This is a genomic window from Streptomyces sp. PKA51 (assembly GCF_057552455.1).
Genome location: NZ_BAAJPZ010000031.1, coordinates 1 through 22,926, shown reverse-complemented (window position 1 = coordinate 22,926; position 22,926 = coordinate 1). Strand labels below are relative to the sequence as shown.

Genomic DNA, 22,926 nt, shown 5'->3' with positions numbered 1-22,926 from the left:
TCGTCGTTGGGCGCCTTGCGCGCGCGGTCAGTCGGGGGCGGAGCGGGCGAACCACTCCACGGTCCGTTTCAGGCCCTCGGCGCACTCCACGCGGGGCGCCCAGCCCAGCTGCCGGCGGGCCGCGGTGGTGTCCGGGCGGCGCTTGTCGGGGTCGTCCGCGGGCCGCTCGACGAAGCGGACGGTCGAGGCCGAGCCGGTCAGGTCCACGATGCGCCGGGCCAGTTCGAGCACGGTGCTCTCGTGCGTGCCGCCGATGTTGATCGGGCCGGGCCGGCCGCTGGCGGCCAGCGCCACGATGCCGTCCACGGTGTCGTCGACGTACGTCAGCGACCGCGTCTGGCTGCCGTCGCCCGCCACCGTCAGCGGCTCGCCGGCCAGCGCCTGGCGGATGAAGGTGGGCACGGCGCGGCCGTCGCCGGCGCGCATGCGCGGCCCGTAGGTGTTGAAGATGCGCACGATGGCCGTGTCGGTGCCGTACGTGCGCCGGTAGGCGGTCACCAGCGCCTCGGCGTAGCGCTTGGACTCGTCGTAGACGCTGCGCGGGCCGATGGGGTTGACGTTGCCCCAGTACTGCTCGCGCTGGGGGTGCTCCAGAGGGTCGCCGTAGACCTCGGAGGTGGAGGCCAGCAGGAAGCGGGCGTCGTCGCGGCGGGCGAGTTCGAGCGCGTTGCGGGTGCCGGTGCTGCCGGCCTCCAGCGTCTGCAGGGGCAGCCGCAGATAGTCGGCGGGGGAGGCCGGGCAGGCCAGGTGCATCACCAGGTCCACCCGGCCGGTCACGGCGTCCAGGCTGCCGGGCGCGCAGACGTCGGTGGCCAGGAAGCGGAAGCGTTCGTTGTCCTGCAGGTGCGCGACGTTGGCGCGGGAGCCGGTGACCAGGTTGTCGGCGCACCACACCTCGCAGCCCTCGGCCAGCAGCCGTTCGCACACGTGCGACCCGACGAAGCCGGCCCCACCGGTGATCACTGCTCGGTTCCAGCGTCGTTCGTTCATGATCGCACTCCTTCGCGCACGACCGCCGGGAGACCGGCGGGGGTACGGGCCCGGACGGGGCCCGCGCAGGCGACGGCCGCACCGACCGGGCCGGGCTGCGGACCTGCTCGTCGAGGTGGAGTTGAGGGGCGCCGCCGCAGACGGGGGCGGGCCGGCCGGGCGGCGGGAGGACCGCGGGCCCGGCGGTGGCCGGGAGCCCGAAGGGGGGTTCGCTCCCGTGACCACACGTAGCCGAAACGACTCGAACAGCAGCGTCGCACAGACCGCACACATCCTCCACTCGAAGCGGTCCGGGCGGGGCACGCTCGGGGGGCGGGCGGTTTCGGCTTGCCCGCCCGGGGCACGCGGGTGAGCCTGAGGAGGATGCGGCGACGCCGTGCCGGCGCCGGCCTCCGACGAGAACCCCAGTGCGGAAGGAAGTGCACGCGTGTCCGCTCACCAGGAGTCAGCCCCCGGCGCCCCGCGGGACGCCAAGGACGAACAGCTGGCGCAGTTCCGCGCAGCTCCCGCGCACGAGGCGCTCACCACCGCCCAGGGCGTACGGGTCGACGACACCGACAACGCACTGCGCGCCGGAACCCGTGGCCCCACCCTGCTGGAGGACTTCCACAACCGCGAGAAGATCACCCACTTCGACCACGAGCGCATCCCCGAGCGCGTGGTGCACGCCCGCGGCGCGGGCGCCTACGGCTACTTCGAGCCCTACGAGTCGCTCGCCGAGTACACCTGCGCCGACTTCCTCGCCGAGGCCGGCCGCCGTACCCCGGTCTTCGTCCGCTTCTCCACCGTGCAGGGCCCGCGCGGCTCGGCCGACACGGTGCGCGACGTGCGCGGCTTCGCCACCAAGTTCTACACGCGCGAGGGCAATTACGACCTCGTCGGCAACAACATGCCGGTCTTCTTCATCCAGGACGCCATCAAGTTCCCCGACTTCGTCCACGCGGTGAAGATGGAACCGCACAACGAGATGCCCACCGGCGCCTCCGCCCACGACACCTTCTGGGACTTCTGCTCCCTGCAGCCGGAGTCCACCCACATGCTGATGTGGCTGATGTCCGACCGGGCCATCCCGCGCAGCTTCCGGATGATGCAGGGCTTCGGCGTGCACACCTTCCGCTTCGTCACCGCCGACGGGCGCGGCACGTTCGTGAAGTTCCACTGGAAGCCCCGGCTCGGGGTCAACTCGCTGGTCTGGGACGAGGCGCAGATCGCCGCCGGCCGCGACCCCGACTTCAACCGCCGGGACCTGTGGGAGGCCATCGAGTCGGGCCAGTACCCCGAGTGGGAGCTGGGCGTCCAGCTCGTGCCGGAGAACGACGAGTTCGCCTTCGACTTCGACCTCCTGGACGCCACGAAGATCATCCCCGAGGAGCAGGTGCCCGTGCGGCCCATCGGCCGGATGGTCCTGGACCGCAACCCGCAGAACTTCTTCGCCGAGACCGAGCAGGTCGCCTTCCACACCGCCAACGTCGTGCCCGGCATCGACTTCACCAACGACCCGCTGCTGCAGGGGCGCAACTTCTCCTACCTCGACACCCAGCTCATCCGCCTGGGCGGCCCCAACTTCAGCCAGCTCCCCGTCAACCGGCCGATCGCCGACGTCCACCACAACCACCGCGACGGCTTCGGGCAGCAGGTCATCCACCCCGGCACCAACTACTTCCCCAACTCCCTGGGCGGCGGCTGCCCCGCCCACGCCGGTTCCGGCGGCGGGCCCGGCGTCTTCCGCCACTACGCCCAGCGCGTCGACGGCGAGAAGATCCGGGTGCGCAGCGAGAGCTTCCAGGACCACTACAGCCAGGCCGCACTGTTCTGGAACAGCATGTCCGACTGGGAGAAGCGGCACATCGTCGAGGCGTTCCGCTTCGAGCTGGGCAAGGTCGACTCCGTACAGGTGCGCGAACGCATGGTCGGCAACCTCGCCCATGTCAACGGCGACCTCGCGGCCGGCGTCGCCGACGGCCTGGGCCTGCCCGCCCCCGACCCCGTGCCCGGCCTCCCCGTCACCGCCTCGCCCGCCCTCAGCCAGGAGAACCTGCGCAGCAGCGCCGGCATCCGCACCCGCAAGGTCGCCGTCCTGGCCGCCGACGGCACCGACGCCGCCCAGGTGACCGCCGTGCGCGCACGCCTGACCGCGGCCGGGGCGATCGTCGAGGTGCTCGCCGCCAAGGACGGCAGCGTCCGCGGCACCGACAACGACACCCTCGAGGTCGACCGGGCCCTGCCCACCATGGCGTCCGTGCTGTACGACGCGGTGGTCGTCGCCGACGGCAAGGAAGCCGTCGGCGCGCTGGCCGCCGACCCCGCGGCGGTGCGGTTCGTGGAGGAGGCGTACCGCCACGGCAAGCCGCTGGCCGTGCTCGGCGAGGGCACCCGGCTGCTGAGCGAGGCCAAGCTGCCCGAGGCCGTCTTCCTGGGCTCCTCCGCCCCCGACCACGGCGTCATCACCAGCAACGGCAGCGCGTCCGCCGAGGACGTCGCCGACGCCCTGGCCGCCGCCCTCGAACAGCACCGCTTCCCCCACCGCCCGGGCCTGCTGAACTGACGGGCCCATGAGCGATCGCGAGACGGTACGGGCGCTGCTGCAGCGGCACGGGCGCACCTACGCCGAGGAGGCCGGCATCCGGCTGCGGGACACCCCGCAGCCGCTGTACCGGCTGCTGGTCCTGGCCGACCTGCTCAGCGCCCGCATCCGCGCCTCCGTCGCCGTCGACGCGGCCCGCTGCCTGTTCGAGGCGGGCATGAAGGACGCGCGCAGCATGGCGCAGGCCACCTGGCAGCAGCGCGTCGACGCCCTGGGCCGCGGTGGCTACCGCCGCTACGACGAGCGCACCGCCACCCAGCTGGGCGACGGCGCCGAGCTGCTGCTGGAGCGGTACGGCGGCGACGTGCGCGGCATGCGCGAGGAGGCCGGCGGCGACGTGGAGCGGCTGAAGGACGCGCTGCAACAGGTGCCCGGGATCGGGCCGGCGGGCGCCGACATCTTCCTGCGCGAGGTCCAGGGGATCTGGCCCGAGGCCCACCCCTACCTGGACGGCAAGGCCCTGCAGGGCGCCGGGCGCTGCGGCCTGCCCGACGATCCGCGCACGCTGGCCCGGCTGGTGACCAAGGAGGAGACGCCGGCGCTGGCCGCGGCCCTGGTGCGGGCCGCGCTGGACAAGGCGGTGGCGGACGACGTGCGCGCGTGATCCCCACCCGGGCGGGGATCACGCGCGCACCGACGACTCCCTGCCCTCACAGCTCCCGCAGTGCGGGCAGCAGCTCCGCCTCGGCCCATTCCAGGTACGGCTCCTGGTGCCGCCCGCCGATCTGGACCAGCGCGACCTCGGTGAAGCCCGCCTCCACGTACGGCTTCACGGCCTCGACGAAGTCGTCCACCTTGGAACCGCAGGCGATCGCCTGCGCGACGTCGTCCTTGGTGACGAACTGCGTCGCCGCGGCGAACGCGCGGTCGTGCGGCAGCTCGGAGTTGACGTCCCAGCCCAGGCCGAACCACCGGAACTGCTCGTGGGCGCGCTCGATCGCCGCGTCCCGGTCGGTATCGAAGCACACCGGCACCTGGCCGACGCGCGGCTTGCCCGCACCGCCGTGCCGGTCGAAGGACTCCAGCAGCTCCTTCTTCGGCTCCACCGCGATGACCAGATCGGCCAGGTGACCGGCGAGCTTGCACGAGCGCTCGCCGGAGACGGCGATGCCGATGGGCGGCGCCTGCTCGGGCACGTCCCACAGCTTGGCGTGCTCCACGTCGTAGTGCGGGCCGTGGTGGTTGAGGGTACGGCCCTCGAACAGGCCGCGGATGATGCCGACGGCCTCCTCCAGCATCTCCTGCCGCACCCGCACCGTCGGCCAGCCGCCGCCGACCACGTGCTCGTTCAGGTTCTCGCCCGAGCCCAGTCCCAGACGGAACCGGCCGCCCGACAGCAGCTGGACGGTCGCGGCCTGCTGGGCGACCACCGCCGGGTGGTAGCGCACGGTCGGGCAGGTGACGTACGTCATCAGCGGGATCCGGGAGGTGGCCTGGGCGGCGGCGCCCAGGACGGCCCAGGCGTTGGGGGAGTGGCCCTGGGAGGACAGCCAGGGGAAATAGTGGTCGGAGATGACGGAGAAGTCGAACCCCGCCTCCTCCGCACCCACCACATGGGAGACCAGCTCGCGCGGGCCGGCCTGCTCGCACATCATCGTGTAACCGAATTGCACCATAAGAGCCGGGTTTCCCCGGCAGGCGGGGCGAAACCCGCTCCCGCCCCGCCGAGCGCCCGTTCGGCCCAACGACACGTGCGCCCGCGCGGGCCCGCGCGGACACTCGTGCACAGGAGGGGGGAACCTCCCGTTCCGAAAGGCGGCACTGCCCCATGACAGCCAAGGACAAGGCGAAGGCGAAGGCCGAGCGGGCCAAGGGCCGGCTCAAGCAGGGCACCGGCAAGGCCACCGGCGACCGGCGCATGGAGGCCGAGGGCCGCGTCGAGAAGGCCAAGGGCGAACTCCACGACGCCGTGGAGAAGGCCCGCCACGCGGTCAGGCGCAAAGGAGGCCACTGAGCCCCCGGCCGCCCGGCCCGCCGGACGCCGCCGACGAGCTCTACCGGCTGCGGCCCGACGAGTTCACCGCCGCCCGCGACCGGCGGGCGGCGCAGGCCCGGCGCGCCGGCGACGCCGAACTGGCCCGGCGCCTCGGCGCCCTGCGCCGCCCCACCCTCGCCGCCTGGGCGAGCAACCTGCTCGTCCACGAACTGCCCGACGAAGCCGAGGCCCTGATGGCTCTCGGCGAGGCCCTGCGCGAGGCCCACCGCACCCTCGACGGCGCCCGGCTGCGCGAGCTCGGCCGCCGGCAGCGTACCCTGGTCGACTCCCTGTCCGCCCAGGCGCGCCGGCTCACCGCCGCCGCCGGACGGCCCGTCGGGGACGACGTCGAGCGCGAGGTGGCACAGACACTGCACACCGTCCTGGCCGACCCCGAGGCGGCCCGGCAGTGGGCCACCGGCCGGCTCAGCCGGCCCCCGCAACCGGTCACCGGCTTCCCCGGCCTCGCCCCCGGCGCGGCCGAACGCCTCGCGGCACCCCCCGCCCCCACCGGCGCGGAACGCCCCGGCGCCCCCGCCCGCGTCACCGATCTGGCCCGCGCCCGGGAACGCCGCCGCCGCGAGGACCTCGCCCGCGCCCGCGAGCACCGGCGCGAGGCCGAACGCCGGCTGCGCACCCGCGAGAAGGAACTGGAGCGCGCCCGCGACGAAGAGGCGCGCGCCCGGCAGGCCCGTACGGCCGCCGGGGACGAGACGGCACGGCTGACCGCCGCCCTGGAGGCGGCCCGCGCCGTCGAGCAGGACGCCGACCGCGCGCTGCGCCGCGCCGAGGAGCGCCTGCGGGAGGCCGAGCAGGCCGCGGCCGAAGCCGACCGCTCGCGCTGAGCGCCGCCGCCCCTACGCGGCGCCTTGCCTTCCGGCGGATCTTCGTCACGCGCCACCACGGCGCGCCCCGTAAGGGGCGCGGGGAACTGCGCGACAAGCCACGACGTGCCCGCAGAGGAGGTGCTGGGGTGGCACCTCGACTGCGGGCCGTCCGTGGCCGATCGCGCCCACGCGGCGCCGGCCGCAGGTCGACAGCGCCCCGCGCCCCTTACGGGGCGCCGTGGTCGCCGTATGGCGAAGATCGGCCGGGCACGGCCTAGGCGGCCCTGGTGAACAGCAAGGAAACGTTGTGGCCGCCGAAGCCGAAGGAGTTCACCAGGCCCGCTCCCCACGCGCCGCGGCGGTTGTCGCCGCGGACGACGTCCAGGTGGACCTGCGGGTCGAGGCGGTCGAGGTTGCGGGTGGCCGGCAGCACCCCCTCCTGCAGCGTGCGCACCGCCGCGATCGCCGCCACGGCGCCGGAGGCGCCGAGCATGTGTCCCGTCATCGACTTGGTGGCCGTGACCGCCGTGTGCCCGCCCAGCGCCGCCGTGATCGCCTCGGCCTCCGCGAGGTCGCCCGAGTCCGTCGAGGTCGCGTGGGCCATGACGTGGTCGACGTCCTGCGGGGCCAGCCCCGCCTGGTCGAGCGCGGAGCGTATCGCCAGCACCTGGCCCGCCACGTCCGAGGCGGTGATGTGCCGGGCGCTGGAGGAGATGCCCGCCCCGGCCAGCGCGGCGCGCACCCGCGCCCCGCGTGCCCGGGCGAACTCCGCCCGCTCCAGCACCACCAGGCCGGCGCCTTCCGCCATCACGAAGCCGCTGCGGTCCGCGTCGAAGGGCCGCGAGAGCGACTGCGGGTCCCGCGTGTCCGTCGCCAGCGCCTTCATCTGCGCGAACGCCGAAAGGGTGAAGGGGTGCAGGCATGCCTCCGTGCCCCCGGCGACCACCACGTCCGCCCGCCCGGCGCGGATGAGGTCCAGCCCCATGGCGATGGCCTCCGCGCCCGACGCGCAGGCGCTGACCGGCGTACGGGCGCCGCCGCGGGCCCCGAGGTCCATGCTGACCCAGGCGGCCGGGCCGTTGGGCATCAGCATGGGCACGGTGAACGGCGACAGCCGGCGTGCACCGGAGCGTTCGAGCACATCGTCCTGCCCGAGCGTGGTCAGGACGCCCCCGGTGCCGGTGCCCACGATCACGGCGAGCCGTTCGGGCTCCACCGCGGGCCGGCCCGCGTCCTGCCAGGCCTCGCGGGAGGCGATCAGTGCCAGCTGCTCGCAGCGGTCGAGCCTGCGCGCCTGGACGCGGTCCAGCAGCGTGAGCGGGTCCGTCTCCAGCTGCGCGGCCACCTGGACCGGCAGGTCCGCGGCCCACTCCTCCTCCAGCAGGCCCACCCCGGACTTTCCCGCGAGCAGTCCCGCCCACAGCGCCTGCGCGTCCGCCCCCAGCGGTGTGATGGCGCCCAGCCCCGTCACCAGGACGTCGTCGTGCTGCGGCATCCCCTGTCCTCCCGTTCCTGATCGATGCATCCGTAGGAACCCCACAACGGCCGCTCCCCAAGGGGGAGCGGTCCGTTGCCGGGCGATCGGATCAAGGAACAGGCTGTCAGGTGGATGCCGCTGTGTTCATGCGCGCGAGCCCACCGATTCAAGATCACAAAACTATGAGGTTCTCACAATTGCGGAAGGGTCACTCCTCCCGATGCGATCGCCGCTTGCGCCCCGTGGACCGCGGCGCTGCGGTGTCCTTCGCGGTGTCCTGCACCCCCTCCAGCGCCTCGCCGTGCGCCGTACCGCCCTTCGTTTGGTAGCCCTCGCTCGCACTGGCCGTGCCGGGCACCGACCGCTCGCGCGCCTGGCTCTCCCCGCCCGAATGCGCACCCGGCTCCTGCTCGTCGCGCGCCCGCTCGTACCCCTTCTTCTGCCGAGCCATCCCGCCACCTCCGTCCCGGCTGCCGCCGCCCGCCGCACCGTGCGGCGGGCGCGACGAGTACCCGGCGGAGCGGAGCGCATGCGGCTCTCACCGCCCGGGCGTTCGCGGCGGGCGGCGCCTGCGCCGGTCCGCCGCACCGCGGTGTTACGGTGCGTCCCCCGGCGATCACTTCCGCGAACGAGGTGCGCATGCGACAGCCCCTCCACGTCCTCACCGGGGCCACCGGGCTGCTGGGAGCCGCCCTCGCCCTGGAACTGGCCACCACCACCGACAGCGAGATCGTCTGCCTGGTCAGGCCCGGACAACAGCCCCCCGGGACACGGCTGCGCACCGCCCTGGCCGCCGCGGCCGAGGCGTACGCCCTGGCGCCCGGGCTGCGCGAGCGCGCGGTCGGCCGCCCGCTCGCCGTCCCCGCCGACTTCACCGCCGACACCTGCGGCGTGGACGCCCGGACCCTGCCGCGCGCCGCGGAAGTGGAGTTCTGGCACCTCGCGGGACGGCTCGCCCTGCCCTGGCGGCAGCGCCGCCAGGCCTTCGCCGGCAACCTCGCCGCCACCCGGCGCGCCCTGGCCCTCGCCCGCGCCGCGGGCGCCACGGCCTTCACCTACGTGAGCACCGCCCACGTCGCCGGCGCCGCCGAGGGCCCCGTCCCCGAACGCCTCGTGACCGCCGCCAGCCCCCGCAACCCCTACGAGGCCGGCAAGATCGCAGCCGAACGGCTCGTCGGGCGGCAACTCGACTTCCGGGTGCGCATCCTGCGCCCCGGACTGCTGATCGGGCACAGCACCACCCTCGCCCACCCCGGCCGCGGCGGCGCCCTGGCCGCCGTCCAGCGCGCCCTCGCCGCCCACGCCCGCAGACACCCGGCCGGCACCACCCTGCACCTGCTCGCCCGGCCCGAGGCCCACCTCAACCTCGTCCCCGTCGACCACGTGGCCCGCGAGGCCGCCGAGATCGGCCGGGCCGGGGGCGCCGGCGTCTTCCACCTCACCAACGCCGCGCCCCCGACCACCGGGGAGGTCCTGCGCGCCCTCGCCGCCAACGCCGGCACCACGGCGGCCCTCGTCACCGGCGAGGAACACCTCACCGAGGCCGAGCGGCACCTGCACCGGCTGCTGCGCGCCTACGTCCCCTACGCCACCACCGCCCAGCGCTTCCGCCGCGACCGCACCGACGCCGTCGTCACCGACCCCGCGCGGGCGGCCCACCCCCTGGACCACGACGAGCTGCGCGCCCGCTTCCGGCCCTGGGCACGGCCCGGCGGACGGTGAACGGCATGCGGCTGGTGCTGACCTCCGACACCCATGTGCCCCGCCGCGCCCGGGCCCTGCCCGAACAACTGCTGCGCGCCGTCGACGACGCCGACGTCGTCGTGCACGCGGGCGACTGGACCGACACCGCCACCCTCGACCTGCTGGCCGCCCGCGCCGCGCAGCTCGTCGCCGTGCACGGCAACAACGACGGCCCCGAGCTGCAGGCCCGGCTGCCGGAGGTCGCCCGCGCCACCGTGGGCGGGCTGCGCCTGGCCGTCGTGCACGACACCGGCCCGGCCCGGGGCCGCGAGGAGCGCTGCGCCCGCCGCTTCCCCGGCACGGACCTGCTGGTCTTCGGACACAGCCACATCCCCTGGGACACCACCGGGCCCGGCGGCATACGCCTGCTCAACCCCGGTTCCCCCACCGACCGGCGGCGCCAGCCCCACCACACCTACATGACCGCCGAGGTGGTGGACGGGCGTCTGACGGACGTGACCCTGCACCGCCTCACGTCGCCGCGTTGAGCGCGCTGTCGTCCTCCGTACGGGCACCGGGCAGCCGGTGCCGGGCCGCCACCAGGGCGGCGTCGATGTCCCGGGTGCCCGTCGAGACGCACAGGGTGTACGCCACGTCGGCCAGCTTCTGCTGGACCGACGGATCGGTATGACCGGCCATCAGTTCGCGCTCCAGCGCCGTGTAGCGCCGGACCAGGTCGTCGAGCACGGCGGGATGGGCAAGCAGCATCTACTCCTCCTTCGACTCCTGCGGACGCCGCCCTCCACGACCTGCGGCATCCGGCACTGCGCCTGCCCCGTCACACGCGTCTCATGCCTGCCGGTCCTGCGGGCCGCGCGCCCGGCGGCGACAATCGTGCGATGAACACCGCACCGGAACCGCGACCGGAGCTGGTCGTCCTGGTCGGGCTCCAGGCCTCCGGCAAGTCCACCTTCCAGGCCGCCACCTTCGCCGGCACCCACGTCCTGGTCAGCAAGGACCTCTTCCGCCGCGCCCGGCACCGGCAGAAGCGGCAGATGCGCCTGGTGGAGGAGGCCCTCTCCCAGGGCGTCGCGGTCGTGGTCGACAACACCAACCCCTCGCCGCTGGAGTGGGGCCCGCTGCTGGAGGCGGGCCGCCGGTGGGGCGTGCCCGTCGTCGCCTACTGGTTCCCGCCCGACGTCGAGGGCTCCCTGGCCCGCAACGCCCTGCGCCCGCACGCGACCCGGGTGCCGGACGTCGGCCTGTACGCCACCGCCGGCCGGCTGCGCCGGCCCCGGCGGGCGGACGGCTTCGACGCCGTGCACGAGGTGACGTTCGACGGCCGCGGCGGCTTCCGCGTACGTCCCCTCCCGGACCCATCCGGCTCCTAGGCCTGCCTGGCGGATCACGCAGCGCCCCGCAGGGGCACGGTGCCGTGCTTCGCCCGGGCCTCGGGCTGGTGCGCCGGCTGCGGGCCGTCGGTGGCTGATCGCGCCCACGCGGTGGCAGCCGCACATCGACACCGCCCCGCGCCCCTGACGGGGCACTGCACCAGCCGACGGCGCCCCATAGGGGCGCGGGGAACTGCGCGACAAACCACGACGCGCCCGCAGGCGGGATGCCGTGTCGCGCCCACGCGGCGGCAGCCCCAGGCCGACACCGCCCCCGCCCCCTACGGGGCGCCTGGCACCAACTGACTGCACGCCAGCTCGAACATACGTCTAAAGTGCGGCCTGATCCGCTGATTCCCTTGACGCGAGAGAGTGCGCAGTGACAGTCGAACCCCCGGCCTCCGGCAGACCCACGGACGGGGACGGCAGCCGGCCGTCCGTGCCCGACGACGTCTGGGAGCGTTTCGTCCACGACCACGAGGAGGCCATCCGCGCGACCGCCCCCGCGGAGCCCTCGGCGCGGGCCCGCATGGTCACCGCCCGGCTGCGCGCGCAGGACGAGCAGGCCGCATCCGCCGCCCGCCGCAAGGGGCTCGGGCGGCTGCCGGGCGCGCGCCGCCGCAAGGACGTCCCGCCCGCCCAGCCTCCCGGCTGGCGCACCGGGCCCGCGTGGCAGGAGATGAACGGCAAGGCGGACCGCAAGCGCCGCATCCGCGGCGGCATCGGCGTCCTCGCCGCCGTCGCCATCGTGCTGTTCGCGCTCAACCCCGGCGCCGTGCTCTCCCGCCTGCCCGGCGGCCTCGGCAAGGACGGCGGCACGCGCCCCCACGACGCGGCGCCCCTGGCCGCCGAGACCGCGCGCCCCACCGGCGCCCCCGGCGACGTCCCCGAGGAGGCTCCCACCCTGGCGCGCCCCTTCGCGGGCTCCCCGGCCCAGAGTTACGCCGACGGCGCCGCCGGCATCGTCCTGCCCGAGCCCCGGGCCGTCGGCGCCATGTCGAAGGAACAGGTCGCCGCCGTCCTGCAGCGCACCAAGGACTTCCTCGTCGCGACCGGCCTCGATCCGGCGACCCTGCGCGGCGAGCGGCCGGCCGCCGCGCTCGCCCTGCTCGACCCGCGCCAGGAGGACGTCTCCGGTTTCGCCACCGCCTCCCTGGCCCGCCCCGACCGGGACCACGACCCGGTGCTGCTCTTCAGCCGGTTCGATCCCAGGGAAGCGGTCCTCGTGGGCCCGACGGTCAAGACGCGCGGCCGCATCACCTTCAAGGAGGGCAAGGACGGCGGCGTCACCGTGCACGCCGACTACACCTTCGTCTACGCCCTGAAGAAGCCGGCCCGCGGCTCCAAGGAGGTGACGCGCACCATCGTGCGCCGCGTGCTGGACACCGAGCTGCTCGACCCCGAGCGCTACGAGGTGACGCCGGACCGGCTGACCCTGTCCTCGTTCGACATGGAAGCGGGCAACTCCGCCTGCGGCCGCTACGACGGCTACCTGCACCCCGTCTTCCCCTCCACCCGCACCGACGGCCCGCAGCCCTCCGGTCCCGCCGTCGACCCCTACGACCGCAGCCGCGAGCTCGACACCGGCGACGGGGCCGAGGGCGGCAAGGCGTCCGGCAAGGCATCCGGCAAGGACCGCCGCGCCGAGTGCGGCACCGTCAGCCGCAGCTGAGCCGCCTGCACCTGACGCCCCACCCGGAGCACGGCCCCGCACCACCGCGCCGCAGCCGTCCTTTCCGGTGAGAATCCGGTGAGAACGCGCGAAACATCCCGCCGCGAGGTGGATGCGGGGCCCGCTCCTGGTACTCGTACGCCATGACGACTCCCAGCATGGATCCGGACCCCGACAACACCCCCGGACTCGAACCGGGCGGCGGCGTGCCACCGGGCGAGACCCCGCCGGGCGAGGGCAGCACCTCGGAGGCCGGCCCCCAGGAGACGCACAATCCGCCCACCGGCTGGGCCAAGGCGCCGATGACCGTGATGGTGCTGCTGACCTTGGTGTTCGTCGCGCTCTTCATCGCCATGGCCGTGGTGATCGCCGGCATCTGAGCCCGCTGCGGGCCCGATGATCACGGGGCGGGGAAGAGCTCGCCGAGGAAGGGCCCGCGAAAGACGCGGGCCGGGTCGTGGCGGTCCAGCACCCGCGCGGCGTCCTCCCAGCGGCGGCCCGCCGGCAGGCCCGCACCGAACGCCTCCGGCAACGAGGCGACCAGCGCCGCATCCGCGCTCCAGGGCCCCCGCGCGCCGTACCCCCACGCCTTGGGCCACTCGGGCCGCACCACGGCCCGGCCGGCGAAGTGTGCGAGCATCCACTCCTCCAGCTCCCGGTGGAAGACCAGCTCACCGGGCGTCCCGGGGAAGGTCACCGTGTTCAGCCACACCACGGTGTCCCCCTCCGGTCGGTCCGCGCGGGCCCGGGCGGGGGAGAGCAGCGCACCGGTGGGCGTCGCGGCGTCCGCACCGGCGATCCGCACATGGAACGGACCGCTCAGCGGGAACTCGCCCCGCACCCGGTGCGCCGCCAGCAGCGCCTGCACCCGGCTCCACACGTCGTGGACCACGCCCTGCACGTCGCGCCGGGCGCACAGCACCGCCCACCCGGCGTACCGCCAGCGCACCGTGCCGGGCCGCAGGTAGAGCAGGGTGCTGCGCGAGGGCCCCCACAGGTCCCAGGAGGCCGTCGCCGTCAGTCCCAGCCGGATGCCCTGTTCCACGGCGGCCGTGAAGAGCGGCGTCAGCGCCGCGGCACCCGTGGTGACCTCGCGCAGGAGGACGGACGCCTCCTTCGGCAGCGTGTCGTAGAAGGGGTAGGGGTACGGCGAGCGGATCGCCCGCGCCTCCGCCGGCCGCACCGGCTCGTGCGTCCACACCTTCAGCCACGGATACCGGGTGTACGGCATCCACAGCGCCTCCACCCGCCCCGAGCGGGCCACGAACCGCTCCAGGGCCCGCCGCCCGCCCGGCGGCCCGAACAGCTCCCCGGCCGGCACGTCGAGGGAACTGCGGCAGCGCAGCGCTGCGTCCGGCGGGACGCGCAGCGTCGCCTCGGTGACGAACGCGCGCCCCAGGTGCGCCAGGAAGGCCGCGGTGTCCGGATGGGAGCGGTCGAATCGCCGCAGGACGTGCCGCCCCGCCGCCCCATCCCACACCACGGCGGTCAGCGACGCCACGGTGTCGCCGACGGTCGAGTGGGCCGCGCTCCACGGGCCGGCGACCGGCACCCCCGTACCGTGCCCGCCGATGGCCAGGACGCCGCCGAGCGTCGGCGCACCGGAGGCCGGAGTGCACGGCAGCGCGTACCCGGCGTCCTCCAGCGCCGCGAGGACCGCGTCCAGTGACGCCCCGGCCTGCGCGGTCACGGTCCCCGGGCCCTGCCCGGGGCAGCGGACGGCCGTCAGCCCGTAGGTGGTGTCGACCATCACCAGCTTTTCCACGGGCTCTCCCGCGCGGGCCAGGATCGGTGACCAGGTGTGCGCCGCCCCCTTGGCACGCAACCGCCAGCCGTGGGCCCGGGCCCAGTCGGCCAGAGCGAGCACGTCGGCGGGGTGCGCGGGCAGGGCCGTCCACACCGCGTCGAGGGCCACCTCGCCCGACCAGTTGCGAAACGCCTGCCGCACCAGCCGCACCCCGCGCGGGAACGACGGCGGCACGTCCGCGTCCGCCGCCCGCGCCGACACGGTGAACGCCGGTGTCCAGCCCAGTGCCACGCCCGCCGCCGCCCCGGCGGCCTGCACGAGCACCCGGCGCCGTGGCGGCCCCGCCGGAGCCCTCCCCTCGTCGGTCGTCCCGCCGCCCACCGCAGCCTCCCTCGTGGTCGCCCGCCTCCCCCAACGGCGCCGGAGCGCCAGGAGTACCGGGAGAGCGCGCGGCCCCCGCCCGGCGGCCGGCAGCGCGCGCCGGCGCCCCGCCGGCCGCGCACCACCGGCGCACCCGACTGACCCCTTGCCCGGCCCGGCGCCCCTGGTCATCGTGAGGCCGTGCGCATGCCACCGCGGGCCGCCGGCCCCGCACCCTCCCGCCTGCTGCCCTTCGGCATCGACGGCCCCTTCGAACTGGCCGCCCTGGCCGCGGGCGCCTCGCTGACCGCCCTCGCCGCGGCCACGGCACCCCTCCTCGCGGCCCCGCGCGCCGTCACCGCCGGCGCCGCCCTGGCCGCGGGCGGCCTGACCGGCTGCCTGGCGACGTACCTGCACACCACCCTGCGCGGCAAGGCCGCCATCTGGCAGGAGCTGGCCGGCGGCCTCGAACTGCGCGGCGACGAGCGGATCCTGGACGCCGGCTGCGGCAGCGGCACCGTCCTGCTGGGCACGGCCCGGCACCTGACCACCGGGCACGCCGTCGGCATCGACCGCTGGCGGCAGCGCGACCAGTGGCGCAGCAGCCCTGAAGCCCTGCGGGCCAACATCGCCGCGGCCGGCCTCGCCGACCGGGTGCGCCTGGCCACCGCCGACCTGACCGCCCTGCCGTTCGCCGACGCCAGCTTCGACCTCGTCGCCGGCTGCATGACCCTGCACAACATCCACCCCGCGGGCCGGCGGCGCACGGCCCTGGCCGAGGCCGTGCGCGTGCTGCGGCCCGGCGGGCTGCTGCTCCTGGTGGACATCCGCTCCCGCCGGTACCCGGCGGCCCTGACCGCCCTCGGCATGCGGGACGTCGTACGCCGTTCGCTCGGGCCCCGCATGTGGTGGTGCGGCCCGCTGGTGACCACGGCGCTGACCAGCGCCCGCAAGCCCGGGCCGGGCGCCGGGCGCCCCCCTGCGTCCCCTGCGAAGGGGCCGGTAGATTCGGTGGATTGACCCCGCGTCGACGACGAGGAGGGCCCATGCACGCCCCGTCCCTCGCCACCCGCCGCCCGCACCTGTGGCGGCTCGTCAAACCGCTGCTGTGGCCGGTGGCCACGCTCAGCCCGGTGCTGCCGCTGTTCTCCCTGGCGCACCTGCACCCCCTCGTGGGCTCCCTGGGCTGGTGGCTGCCCGTGCTGGGCGTGCTGACGGTGATCCCGGTGGCCGACTGGCTGGCCGGCTCCGACCACGCCAACCCGCCGGACGACGCCGCCCGCACCGGCCGGGCCGGCGCCTACCACCGCTGGTGCACCTACCTCTTCGTCCCCCTGCAGTACCTCTCCCTGCTGTGGGTCTGCCACCAGTGGGCCTCGCCGCAGCTCTCGCCCGCCGACCGCGCGGGCCTCGCCCTGGCCGCCGGCTGGGTCGGCGCGCTCGGCCTCAACGTCGCCCACGAGCTGGGCCACACCAGCGAGAAGGCCGAGCGCGTCCTGAGCCGCCTGGCCCTCGCCCAGATCGCGTACGGCCACTTCCGCATCGCCCACAACCGCGGCCACCACGCGCACGTGGCCACCCCGGGCGACCCCTCCAGCGCGCGTCTCGGCGAATCCTTCTGGCGCTTTCTGCCCCGCGTGGTCGCCGGCCGCCTCGCCGAGTCCTGGCACAGCGAGGCCCGGCGCCTGGCCCGGCGCGGCCGCAGCCGCTTCGACGTGCACAACGACGTCCTTCGCAGTTGGACCCCGACCCTCCTGCTCTTCGCCGGGCTCGTCCTCGCCTTCGGCCCCCGCATCGCGCCCTACCTGGCGCTGCAGGCGGCGTTCGGCATCTGCGTCGTGGAGACCGGCGCCTACATGGACCACTACGGCCTGCTGCGCCGGCGCCGCCCGGACGGCCGCTACGAGCGCCCCGCCTACGGCCACAGCTGGAACAGCGACGCGATCGTCAGCAGCGTCCTGCTCTTCCAGTTCCAGCGCCACTCCGACCATCACGTCCATCCCCTGCGCCCCTACCCCGTCCTGCGCAGCCGGCAGGAGGCGCCCCGGCTGCCCGCCGGGTTCGTCGCCATGGCCCTGCTGGCCTGGCTCCCGCCGCTGTGGCGGCGGGTGATGGACCCCAGGGTGCTGGCTCGCTATGGCGGCGACCTCGCCCAGGCCAACGTCCACCCGCCCGTGCGGGCACGCCTCGCGGCCCGCTTCGGCACCTGAGCCGCCGTACGGTCAGTGCGGCCGGCGCGGCCCGGACCGGGAGACCGCCCGCGCGTGCCCGACGGCGACGAGCAGCACCCCGCCGGCCGCCGCCAGCAGGACCACGTGCGGCCGCACAGCCTCGCGCAGGGCCCACGCGCCCAGCAGCGCGCCGGCGAACATGGCCCCCACCGTCGCCGTGCGGCGCAGCTGGCTGGGCGCGTCGGAGGAGATCCGCGAGTCCACGGCCAGGGGCGAGCCGCCGAGCAGCCCGGTCAGCGCCCGGGTGGCCACCGTCGTGGGCAGATCCGGCACCTTCGCCCGCAAGGTGGTGATGTTGCGCATGCCCATCGCGACCGCCACGATCGCGGCCACCGCGTAGTGCCGGGCGGTCAGCGGCGCGCCGGCGGCGCGGATGCCCCAGGAGACCGCCGCCCCCACCGCCAGCAGGACGGCCTCCGCCACCAATCCCGCCGTCAGCCACGGTCGTCCGCGGGCGTCCGCGCCCGACTCGAACCGCGAACCGAGCAGCGCACCCACCACGAACCCGCCGAGCGAGGCGCCGGAGGCGGCGGGGGACAGGCCGCCCTGCCCGGCGAGGGAGAAGCCGAGGAAGAGCAGGTTGCCGGTCTGCACGGAGGTGAAGACCGGCCCCAGCACCAGGAAACTGACGGCCTCCACGACCCCCGTGGTCACGGTGAGCGCCGCCATGGCCACCGGAAGGGCGCGTTGGCCCTCCCCGGGCCGCGGCCGGCCGGCGGTTTCCGTCATAGACGGACCATAGGACCGCAGGCCGCGCCGAGGGGGCAGGAGCGGGCCGGACACTCCCCGACACTCCGCGCAAATCACGCACACTGCGGCCGAATGCGTGGAATATGGGCGCACAGTGCCAGGAATCGCCATTCCTGTGGAAGAAGTGGCTGGCAGGGAAATGCCGCCCAGGGTCCGGGAGAACTGCAGCGCATGACCGACACTCAGCACACCCCCGCGGCCTCGCCCGGCCACCCCGCCCCCGCCTCCGCGGGCGAGCGGCTGGCGACCTGGGCCGATGGCCGCATCGGTCTGTTCTCGCTGGCCAAGGCGAACCTCAGAAAGATCTTCCCCGACCACTGGTCCTTCATGCTGGGCGAGGTCGCCCTCTACTCGTTCCTCATCATCATCGTCACCGGCGTCTACCTGACGATGTTCTTCAAACCCAGCATGAACGAGGTCGTCTACCACGGCTCCTACGCGCCGCTGAGCGGCATCCTCATGTCGGAGGCGTACCGCTCCACGCTCGACATCAGCATGGACATCCGCGGCGGCCTGCTGCTGCGCCAGCTGCACCACTGGGCGGCCCTCGTCTTCATCATGGCGATGACCGTCCACATGATGCGCGTCTTCTTCACCGGCGCCTTCCGCAAACCGCGCGAACTCAACTGGCTCATCGGCGCGGGCCTGCTCATCCTCGGCATGTTCGACGGATTCATGGGCTACTCCCTGCCCGACGACCTGCTCTCCGGCACCGGGATCCGCTTCATGGAGGGCGCGATCCTTTCCGTGCCCATCATCGGCACCTACCTGGTGATGTTCATCTTCGGCGGCCAGTACCCCGGCACCATCTGGATCCCCCGGTTCTTCACCGTCCACGTGCTGCTGATCCCCGGCATCATGCTCGGTCTGCTCGTGGCCCACCTGATCCTGGTCTTCTACCACAAGCACACCCAGGGATACGGCCCCGGCCGCAGGAACGGCAACGTCGTCGGCATGCCCCTGATGCCCGTCTACATGGCGAAAGCCGGCGGCTTCTTCTTCCTCGTCGGCGGCATCCTCGCCGTCTTCTCCGCCATCGCCCAGGTCAACCCCATCTGGGCGTACGGCCCCTACCGGCCGGACCAGGTCACCACCGACGCCCAGCCCGACTGGTACATGGGCTTCGCCGAAGGGCTCATCCGCGTGATGCCCGGCTGGGAGATCAACTTCCTCGGCCACACCCTCGTGCTGGGCGTCCTCATCCCGTTGACCGTCTTCATCCTCGTCTTCCTCGCGCTGTGGCTCTACCCCTTCTTCGAGGCATGGCTCACCGGCGACAAGCGCGAGCACCACATCGCCGAGCGGCCCCGCAACAACCCCACCCGCACCGCCTTCGGCGCCGCCTGGGTCGCCGAGTACGCCATCCTCCTGGTGGGCGGCGGCAACGACCTGTTCGCCACGCACTTCCACCTCTCGCTCAACGCGATCAGCTGGACGGTGCGCATCTGCTTCTTCGTCCTGCCCGTCCTGGTCTTCCTCATCACCAAGCGGTGGTGCCTGGGCCTGCAGCGCCGCGACCGGGAGAAGATCCTGCACGGCCGCGAGTCCGGCGTCATCGTGCGCCGCCCCCACGGCGAGTACGTGGAGATCCACGAACCCCTGCCCCAGGCCGACCTGTACACCCTCACCGCGCACGAGCAGCCCCGCCCCTACGAGCTGCCGCCCCCGGTGGACGAGAACGGCGTCCCCCGCAAGGTCGGCTGGCCCCAGCGGCTGCGCGCCCGCCTCGCCCGCACCTACTACGGCCCCTACGGCCAGATCGCCAAGCCCACCGCCGAGGAGTACCGGGCGGTCCACGCCGCCCACGAGAGCGTCGAGCACCACAAGCTCGCCGAACGCAGCAGCCACTGACAACGGGCCCGGCCGGCAGGACGGTGAGACACGTGCCCCGACTGCGCCTGCGCACCCCCCGGCCCTACCCGTTCGGCCTGCTCGTCCCGGTGGCCCGCACGGCCACCCGGACGGCGGCCGAGGAGGTCCGCCGCTTCCTCGACACCCACCGGATCCGCTCCACCGTGGCCGACTGCGCCCCGCGCGGCCGCGGCCGGCGCCGCTCGCCGTGGACGCTGCAGGTCTTGGTCTTCCCCGACGACGCGGGCCGCGCCCGGCGCCTGGTCAACGACTGGACGCTCCCGGCCGATGCGCCCGACCAGGGCGCCCCGTAGGGGCGCGGGGCGGTGTCGATGTGCGGCTACCGCCGCCGGGCGCGTCGACTGCGGGCCGTCGGTGGCCGATCGCGCAGTTCCCCGCGCCCCTTACGGGGCGCCCCGTAAGGGGCGCGGGGAACTGCGCGACAAGCCACGCCGCACCCGCAGACGGGGCGCTGCCTGATCCGCCGGACAGGGCTTAGCCCGGCAGTACAGACCGCACGGCCTCCTCCGAGCGGCCCACCACCGTGGTGCCGTCGTCGGCCGTGATGATCGGCCGCTGGATCAGCGCCGGATGCGTCGCCAGCGCCTCGATCCACCGCTCGCGGTCCGCCTCCGTACGTCCCCACTCGGCGACGCCCAGCTCCTTGGCCGCGGCCTCGCCCGTGCGGGTGATGTCCCACGGCTCCAGGCCCAGCCGGCCGAGCACCTCGCGCAGCTCCTCGGCGCTCGGCGGCTCCTCCAGGTACCGCCGGACGGTGTACTGCGCCCCCTCGGCGTCCAGGAGGGACAGCGCGGAGCGGCACTTGCTGCAGGCGGGATTGATCCAGATTTCCATGACCCAAGAGACTGCCACACCCGCGCACGCACAGTGACCCGGCCCCACCGGGGGCCGGGCCACACGGGCGAGCGGGGTCAGGCGGTGGTGCGGCGACGGTGCAGGACGACGGCCGCGGCGGCCGCTGTCGCAACGGCGGCGCCGCCGCCGGCCACCGGGAGCCAGGCGGGGGTGGCGGGGGAGGACGCGGCCGTCGGGGACGGGTGGTCCTCGGGGAGCGCGTAGCCGCCGGCCAGGCCCTTGCGGTCGTACGCCGAGCCGGGCTGTTTGTCGCCGTAGCGCTTGGCCACCAGCTGCTGGTAGGACGCGAGCGTGACGCGCGACGCGCCCTGCAGGGCCACGCCCGCCTCCTTGTTCAGCGGCTCGACGAATCCGTCGCCGGTCAGCCGGTACCAGCCGTGGACCTGCGGCTCCATGAAGGTGCGGGCCTGCTCGGTGCCGCGCTCGGCCGCGGCGATGTCCGCCTCGCCGTCCCGGATCCCGGCCAGCTGCCAGGAGCCGCCGGCCTGCTGCGGGGCGAGCAGGACCGCGGCCTGGTGGCCGTCGGTGGCCGAGACACGGGAGGCGAGGTAGGACAGCCGCAGGGCCGAGGCGGCGCTCGCCCGGGCCTTGCCGGTGACGAACTCGGGCGCGAGCTCGTACATGGGCACCGGCTTCTTCAGGTCGAAGCCGGGCGCTGCCGCGGCCAGACCGCGCCGGGCGCCCGCCGAGGTGCCGCCGTCCGCGCCGCCGTCCGAGTGGTGCCGGGCGGCGGTCAGGAAGCGGGCGACGGTGTCGTGGACCTGGCCGGAGCGCAGCACCTGCTGGGCGGCGGTGTAGTCGGACGGCGCGGGGGCGGCGGGCCCGTCGGCGGCCTGGGCCGGGGTCAGGGTGCAGACGGTGACGGCGGCAGCGGCCGCGAGCACGGCGGCGGCTCGTCGGGTGAGGGAACGGTGCATGGTGGGCTGCCTCCTCAGGCGTGGATGCCGATGCGCGAGTGGGTCCACCGGAAGGAGTTGTTCCCGGCGTAGGTGGAGTAGTTCCACCACGTGTACGTCTGGGTGCTGGGCCAGGGGTCGCCGACCGCCACCATGTTGCTGGTGCTGTCGTAGCCGTAGATGACGTTCATGTGACCGCCGCCGGAGGTCCAGCCGATGCGGACGGCGAACGGGCGCCCGTTGGCTATCTCGTTCTGCGTCTCGCCGAAGGAGGCGCTGCGCCACAGGTCGGTGCCGCTGTTGCGGAAGCCCATGGTGCGCAGGCCGTTGGCCATGTCGCCGAGGGTCGCCGGCTGGTTGTTGCAGTTCAGGCCGCTGTTGCCCTGCTGGGCCAGGCGGCAGAAGTCGTACTGGTTGTAGGAGGTGTAGCCCCAGTAGTTGGCGATCGTCAGGCCGGAGGCGTCCCAGCACCACTGGTCGCGGACCTGCTTTTGCATGCCGATGTTCAGGGCCGTCCACCCGCTGGGCCGGCTGGTGCCGCACGACGGCAGGGAGCCGGTGTCCTCCCGGATGAACGCGTCGGCGATGTAGTAGGCGCCCGACCAGATCCAGCGGTTGTTGTTCTCGACGCTGTCGCCGGTGGTGCGGCACTGCATCGGGATGCGGTCGCCGACCGCGGACGTTCCGGTGACGTTCGAGGTCAGGGACGGCAGGGAGCGCTGGTTGATGGTGGCGAAGTTGCCCTGCCCGGCCACGACCGTGCCGGTGACCGCGGCCTGGGCCTGCGGGGCGGCGCCGAGCATCAGACCGCCGGACATCACGGCGGCGGCCAGGGTGGACAGGACGGCCTTCCCGCGCCCGGGTGTGCGTGCCGGGGTACGGGAGGACCTGCGGAATCTGTGCATGGGGGGTTCCTTTTCCTACTGTTCAACGCGGCGTGCTGGTCACACGCGGCGTGCTGTTCGGACGTGGCGGGCGCGCCGGCGCCACCACAGGGCGGCCAGGGCGCCGGCGCCGGCGATGCCGAGCGCGGTGATGCCGATGGTCACCGCGCCCGGCCCGCCGCCGGACGCGCCGGAGGCGGTCCCGCTCGTGGGCGGGGGCGCCTCCGGCCGGGCCGCGGAGTGTGCCGGTGCGGCGGGACCGGCGGGTGCGCCGGTGGCACCGGCCAGGGACGCGGCGGTCACCTCGGCCCGGTACTCGGTACGGCCGAGCGAGGGGAAGGCCGTCTGGGCGGTGACCGTCCACTCGCCCGCCGGCAGTGCCTCGGTGGTGGTGTACGTCCCCGGCCGGTCCGGCACCGGCACGAAGCGCCAGGGGCCCAGGGTGGTGCCGTCGGAGGAGGTCGCGGTGAAGGTGCCGGCGACCCGCTCGTCGACCGGGTGGCCGTCCTCCTCCCACGTCGCCCTGGTGGTGGGGTGCCCCGCGGTCACACCGGAGCCGGTGAGGCTGATGGTGTCCCCGTGGGCGTGGGCCGTGGTCGCGCCGGCGAGGGTGAGCAGGCCGGCGAGGACGGTGGCCGCGGCCGTGGCGCGGCGGTGGTGCATGAGCACGTGACTTCCGTGGGTGGGGGGGCGGGGGGGGGGGGGGGGGGGGGGGCCCCCCCCCCCCCCAAA

At 74.7% G+C, this 22,926-nt stretch carries 24 protein-coding genes; 13 read left to right on the top strand and 11 right to left on the bottom strand.

What is annotated here, in order from left to right; translation table 11 throughout:
- Positions 1-27: 27 nt before the first annotated feature.
- Entirely contained in the window at positions 28-990 is a 963-nt protein-coding gene (locus tag AC27L3_RS28025) for a UDP-glucuronic acid decarboxylase family protein (RefSeq protein WP_487236865.1), read from the bottom strand.
- Positions 991-1,417: 427 nt separating this feature from the next.
- On the opposite strand from AC27L3_RS28025, the gene AC27L3_RS28020 reads away from it, so the two are divergent.
- Positions 1,418-3,535: a catalase gene (locus AC27L3_RS28020; RefSeq protein WP_487236864.1), complete on the top strand. Its 2,118-nt coding sequence runs from the start codon at positions 1,418-1,420 to the stop codon at positions 3,533-3,535.
- A 7-nt stretch (positions 3,536-3,542) separates the two neighbouring features.
- Positions 3,543-4,178, top strand: coding sequence for an HhH-GDP family DNA glycosylase (locus AC27L3_RS28015; RefSeq protein ID WP_487236863.1), 636 nt, complete (start codon positions 3,543-3,545; stop codon positions 4,176-4,178).
- Between the two features lie 46 nt (positions 4,179-4,224).
- Here the strand turns inward: AC27L3_RS28015 and AC27L3_RS28010 are convergent, their stop codons facing one another.
- A complete protein-coding gene (locus AC27L3_RS28010; protein ID WP_487236862.1) occupies positions 4,225-5,190 on the bottom strand; it encodes an LLM class F420-dependent oxidoreductase in 966 nt (321 codons plus the stop codon).
- A 152-nt stretch (positions 5,191-5,342) separates the two neighbouring features.
- Here AC27L3_RS28010 and AC27L3_RS28005 point away from each other — a divergent pair, with 152 nt between their 5' ends.
- Together AC27L3_RS28005 and AC27L3_RS28000 are read left to right on the top strand one after the other, a co-directional pair.
- Positions 5,343-5,528 (top strand): CsbD family protein, encoded by a 186-nt coding sequence (locus AC27L3_RS28005; RefSeq protein ID WP_487236861.1) that lies wholly within the window; start codon positions 5,343-5,345, stop codon positions 5,526-5,528.
- A 215-nt stretch (positions 5,529-5,743) separates the two neighbouring features.
- Positions 5,744-6,394: a hypothetical protein gene (locus AC27L3_RS28000; protein WP_487236860.1), complete on the top strand. Its 651-nt coding sequence runs from the start codon at positions 5,744-5,746 to the stop codon at positions 6,392-6,394.
- 256 nt (positions 6,395-6,650) lie between these two features.
- Here AC27L3_RS28000 and AC27L3_RS27995 read toward each other — a convergent pair whose 3' ends face one another.
- The gene (locus tag AC27L3_RS27995) at positions 6,651-7,871 is read right to left on the bottom strand and encodes a beta-ketoacyl-[acyl-carrier-protein] synthase family protein (RefSeq protein WP_487236859.1); all 1,221 of its coding nucleotides are present in this window, start codon (positions 7,869-7,871) and stop codon (positions 6,651-6,653) included.
- A gap of 190 nt (positions 7,872-8,061) precedes the next feature.
- Complete coding sequence (locus AC27L3_RS27990) at positions 8,062-8,304, bottom strand: hypothetical protein (protein WP_487236858.1); 243 nt, start codon at positions 8,302-8,304, stop codon at positions 8,062-8,064.
- 188 nt (positions 8,305-8,492) lie between these two features.
- Here AC27L3_RS27990 and AC27L3_RS27985 point away from each other — a divergent pair, with 188 nt between their 5' ends.
- Together AC27L3_RS27985 and AC27L3_RS27980 are read left to right on the top strand one after the other, a co-directional pair.
- Entirely contained in the window at positions 8,493-9,575 is a 1,083-nt protein-coding gene (locus AC27L3_RS27985; protein WP_487236857.1) for an SDR family oxidoreductase, read from the top strand.
- Positions 9,576-9,580: 5 nt separating this feature from the next.
- On the top strand, positions 9,581-10,084 hold the full coding sequence (locus AC27L3_RS27980; RefSeq protein WP_487236856.1) for a metallophosphoesterase family protein: 504 nt from the start codon (positions 9,581-9,583) through the stop codon (positions 10,082-10,084).
- On the opposite strand, the gene AC27L3_RS27975 is transcribed toward AC27L3_RS27980, so the two are convergent.
- Positions 10,068-10,304 (bottom strand): DUF5133 domain-containing protein, encoded by a 237-nt coding sequence (locus AC27L3_RS27975; protein ID WP_487236855.1) that lies wholly within the window; start codon positions 10,302-10,304, stop codon positions 10,068-10,070. The two genes, AC27L3_RS27980 and AC27L3_RS27975, sit on opposite strands and share 17 nt — an antisense overlap.
- A 131-nt stretch (positions 10,305-10,435) precedes the next feature.
- Between AC27L3_RS27975 and AC27L3_RS27970 the strand changes: the two genes are divergently transcribed.
- The 3 genes from AC27L3_RS27970 (at position 10,436) to AC27L3_RS27960 (ending at position 12,979) form a co-directional block, all read left to right on the top strand.
- Positions 10,436-10,927, top strand: a complete 492-nt coding sequence (locus AC27L3_RS27970; protein WP_487236854.1) for an AAA family ATPase — start codon at positions 10,436-10,438, stop codon at positions 10,925-10,927.
- A 379-nt stretch (positions 10,928-11,306) separates the two neighbouring features.
- On the top strand, positions 11,307-12,599 hold the full coding sequence (locus AC27L3_RS27965; RefSeq protein ID WP_487236853.1) for a hypothetical protein: 1,293 nt from the start codon (positions 11,307-11,309) through the stop codon (positions 12,597-12,599).
- 143 nt (positions 12,600-12,742) lie between these two features.
- Positions 12,743-12,979 carry a DUF6480 family protein gene (locus tag AC27L3_RS27960; RefSeq protein WP_365969866.1) on the top strand — a complete coding sequence of 79 codons (237 nt, stop codon included), beginning with the start codon at positions 12,743-12,745 and terminating at the stop codon, positions 12,977-12,979.
- Between the two features lie 20 nt (positions 12,980-12,999).
- Here AC27L3_RS27960 and AC27L3_RS27955 read toward each other — a convergent pair whose 3' ends face one another.
- Positions 13,000-14,727, bottom strand: coding sequence for a cholesterol oxidase substrate-binding domain-containing protein (locus AC27L3_RS27955; protein WP_487236852.1), 1,728 nt, complete (start codon positions 14,725-14,727; stop codon positions 13,000-13,002).
- A gap of 186 nt (positions 14,728-14,913) precedes the next feature.
- On the opposite strand from AC27L3_RS27955, the gene AC27L3_RS27950 reads away from it, so the two are divergent.
- Complete coding sequence (locus AC27L3_RS27950) at positions 14,914-15,726, top strand: class I SAM-dependent methyltransferase (protein ID WP_487236878.1); 813 nt, start codon at positions 14,914-14,916, stop codon at positions 15,724-15,726.
- Between the two features lie 26 nt (positions 15,727-15,752).
- Positions 15,753-16,916, top strand: coding sequence for an alkane 1-monooxygenase (locus tag AC27L3_RS27945; RefSeq protein ID WP_487236851.1), 1,164 nt, complete (start codon positions 15,753-15,755; stop codon positions 16,914-16,916).
- 12 nt (positions 16,917-16,928) lie between these two features.
- Here AC27L3_RS27945 and AC27L3_RS27940 read toward each other — a convergent pair whose 3' ends face one another.
- The gene (locus AC27L3_RS27940; protein ID WP_487236850.1) at positions 16,929-17,666 is read right to left on the bottom strand and encodes a YoaK family protein; all 738 of its coding nucleotides are present in this window, start codon (positions 17,664-17,666) and stop codon (positions 16,929-16,931) included.
- Between the two features lie 192 nt (positions 17,667-17,858).
- On the opposite strand from AC27L3_RS27940, the gene qcrB reads away from it, so the two are divergent.
- Together qcrB and AC27L3_RS27930 are read left to right on the top strand one after the other, a co-directional pair.
- Entirely contained in the window at positions 17,859-19,538 is a 1,680-nt protein-coding gene (qcrB, locus tag AC27L3_RS27935) for a cytochrome bc1 complex cytochrome b subunit (RefSeq protein WP_487236849.1), read from the top strand.
- Between the two features lie 32 nt (positions 19,539-19,570).
- Positions 19,571-19,852, top strand: coding sequence for a hypothetical protein (locus AC27L3_RS27930; RefSeq protein ID WP_487236848.1), 282 nt, complete (start codon positions 19,571-19,573; stop codon positions 19,850-19,852).
- Positions 19,853-20,033: 181 nt separating this feature from the next.
- On the opposite strand, the gene AC27L3_RS27925 is transcribed toward AC27L3_RS27930, so the two are convergent.
- The 4 genes from AC27L3_RS27925 to AC27L3_RS27910 form a co-directional block, all read right to left on the bottom strand.
- A complete protein-coding gene (locus tag AC27L3_RS27925) occupies positions 20,034-20,393 on the bottom strand; it encodes an arsenate reductase family protein (RefSeq protein WP_487236847.1) in 360 nt (119 codons plus the stop codon).
- A gap of 77 nt (positions 20,394-20,470) precedes the next feature.
- Positions 20,471-21,331 carry a hypothetical protein gene (locus AC27L3_RS27920; protein ID WP_487236846.1) on the bottom strand — a complete coding sequence of 287 codons (861 nt, stop codon included), beginning with the start codon at positions 21,329-21,331 and terminating at the stop codon, positions 20,471-20,473.
- Positions 21,332-21,345: 14 nt separating this feature from the next.
- Positions 21,346-22,215, bottom strand: coding sequence for a papain-like cysteine protease family protein (locus AC27L3_RS27915; protein ID WP_487236845.1), 870 nt, complete (start codon positions 22,213-22,215; stop codon positions 21,346-21,348).
- A gap of 39 nt (positions 22,216-22,254) precedes the next feature.
- Positions 22,255-22,863, bottom strand: a complete 609-nt coding sequence (locus tag AC27L3_RS27910; RefSeq protein WP_487236844.1) for a hypothetical protein — start codon at positions 22,861-22,863, stop codon at positions 22,255-22,257.
- Positions 22,864-22,926: the final 63 nt, after the last annotated feature.

Bases quoted from the DNA above. Each gene is read 5' to 3' on its own strand.
- AC27L3_RS28025 (WP_487236865.1), bottom strand. From the start codon at position 990: ATGAACGAACGACGCTGGAACCGAGCAGTGATCACCGGTGGGGCCGGC.
- AC27L3_RS28015 (WP_487236863.1), top strand. From the start codon at position 3,543: ATGAGCGATCGCGAGACGGTACGGGCGCTGCTGCAGCGGCACGGGCGC.
- AC27L3_RS28010 (WP_487236862.1), bottom strand. From the start codon at position 5,190: ATGGTGCAATTCGGTTACACGATGATGTGCGAGCAGGCCGGCCCGCGC.
- AC27L3_RS28005 (WP_487236861.1), top strand. From the start codon at position 5,343: ATGACAGCCAAGGACAAGGCGAAGGCGAAGGCCGAGCGGGCCAAGGGC.
- AC27L3_RS28000 (WP_487236860.1), top strand. From the start codon at position 5,744: ATGGCTCTCGGCGAGGCCCTGCGCGAGGCCCACCGCACCCTCGACGGC.
- AC27L3_RS27995 (WP_487236859.1), bottom strand. From the start codon at position 7,871: ATGCCGCAGCACGACGACGTCCTGGTGACGGGGCTGGGCGCCATCACA.
- AC27L3_RS27990 (WP_487236858.1), bottom strand. From the start codon at position 8,304: ATGGCTCGGCAGAAGAAGGGGTACGAGCGGGCGCGCGACGAGCAGGAG.
- AC27L3_RS27985 (WP_487236857.1), top strand. From the start codon at position 8,493: ATGCGACAGCCCCTCCACGTCCTCACCGGGGCCACCGGGCTGCTGGGA.
- AC27L3_RS27980 (WP_487236856.1), top strand. From the start codon at position 9,581: ATGCGGCTGGTGCTGACCTCCGACACCCATGTGCCCCGCCGCGCCCGG.
- AC27L3_RS27975 (WP_487236855.1), bottom strand. From the start codon at position 10,304: ATGCTGCTTGCCCATCCCGCCGTGCTCGACGACCTGGTCCGGCGCTAC.
- AC27L3_RS27970 (WP_487236854.1), top strand. From the start codon at position 10,436: ATGAACACCGCACCGGAACCGCGACCGGAGCTGGTCGTCCTGGTCGGG.
- AC27L3_RS27960 (WP_365969866.1), top strand. From the start codon at position 12,743: ATGACGACTCCCAGCATGGATCCGGACCCCGACAACACCCCCGGACTC.
- AC27L3_RS27950 (WP_487236878.1), top strand. From the start codon at position 14,914: ATGCCACCGCGGGCCGCCGGCCCCGCACCCTCCCGCCTGCTGCCCTTC.
- AC27L3_RS27945 (WP_487236851.1), top strand. From the start codon at position 15,753: ATGCACGCCCCGTCCCTCGCCACCCGCCGCCCGCACCTGTGGCGGCTC.
- AC27L3_RS27940 (WP_487236850.1), bottom strand. From the start codon at position 17,666: ATGACGGAAACCGCCGGCCGGCCGCGGCCCGGGGAGGGCCAACGCGCC.
- qcrB (WP_487236849.1), top strand. From the start codon at position 17,859: ATGACCGACACTCAGCACACCCCCGCGGCCTCGCCCGGCCACCCCGCC.
- AC27L3_RS27925 (WP_487236847.1), bottom strand. From the start codon at position 20,393: ATGGAAATCTGGATCAATCCCGCCTGCAGCAAGTGCCGCTCCGCGCTG.
- AC27L3_RS27920 (WP_487236846.1), bottom strand. From the start codon at position 21,331: ATGCACCGTTCCCTCACCCGACGAGCCGCCGCCGTGCTCGCGGCCGCT.
- AC27L3_RS27915 (WP_487236845.1), bottom strand. From the start codon at position 22,215: ATGCACAGATTCCGCAGGTCCTCCCGTACCCCGGCACGCACACCCGGG.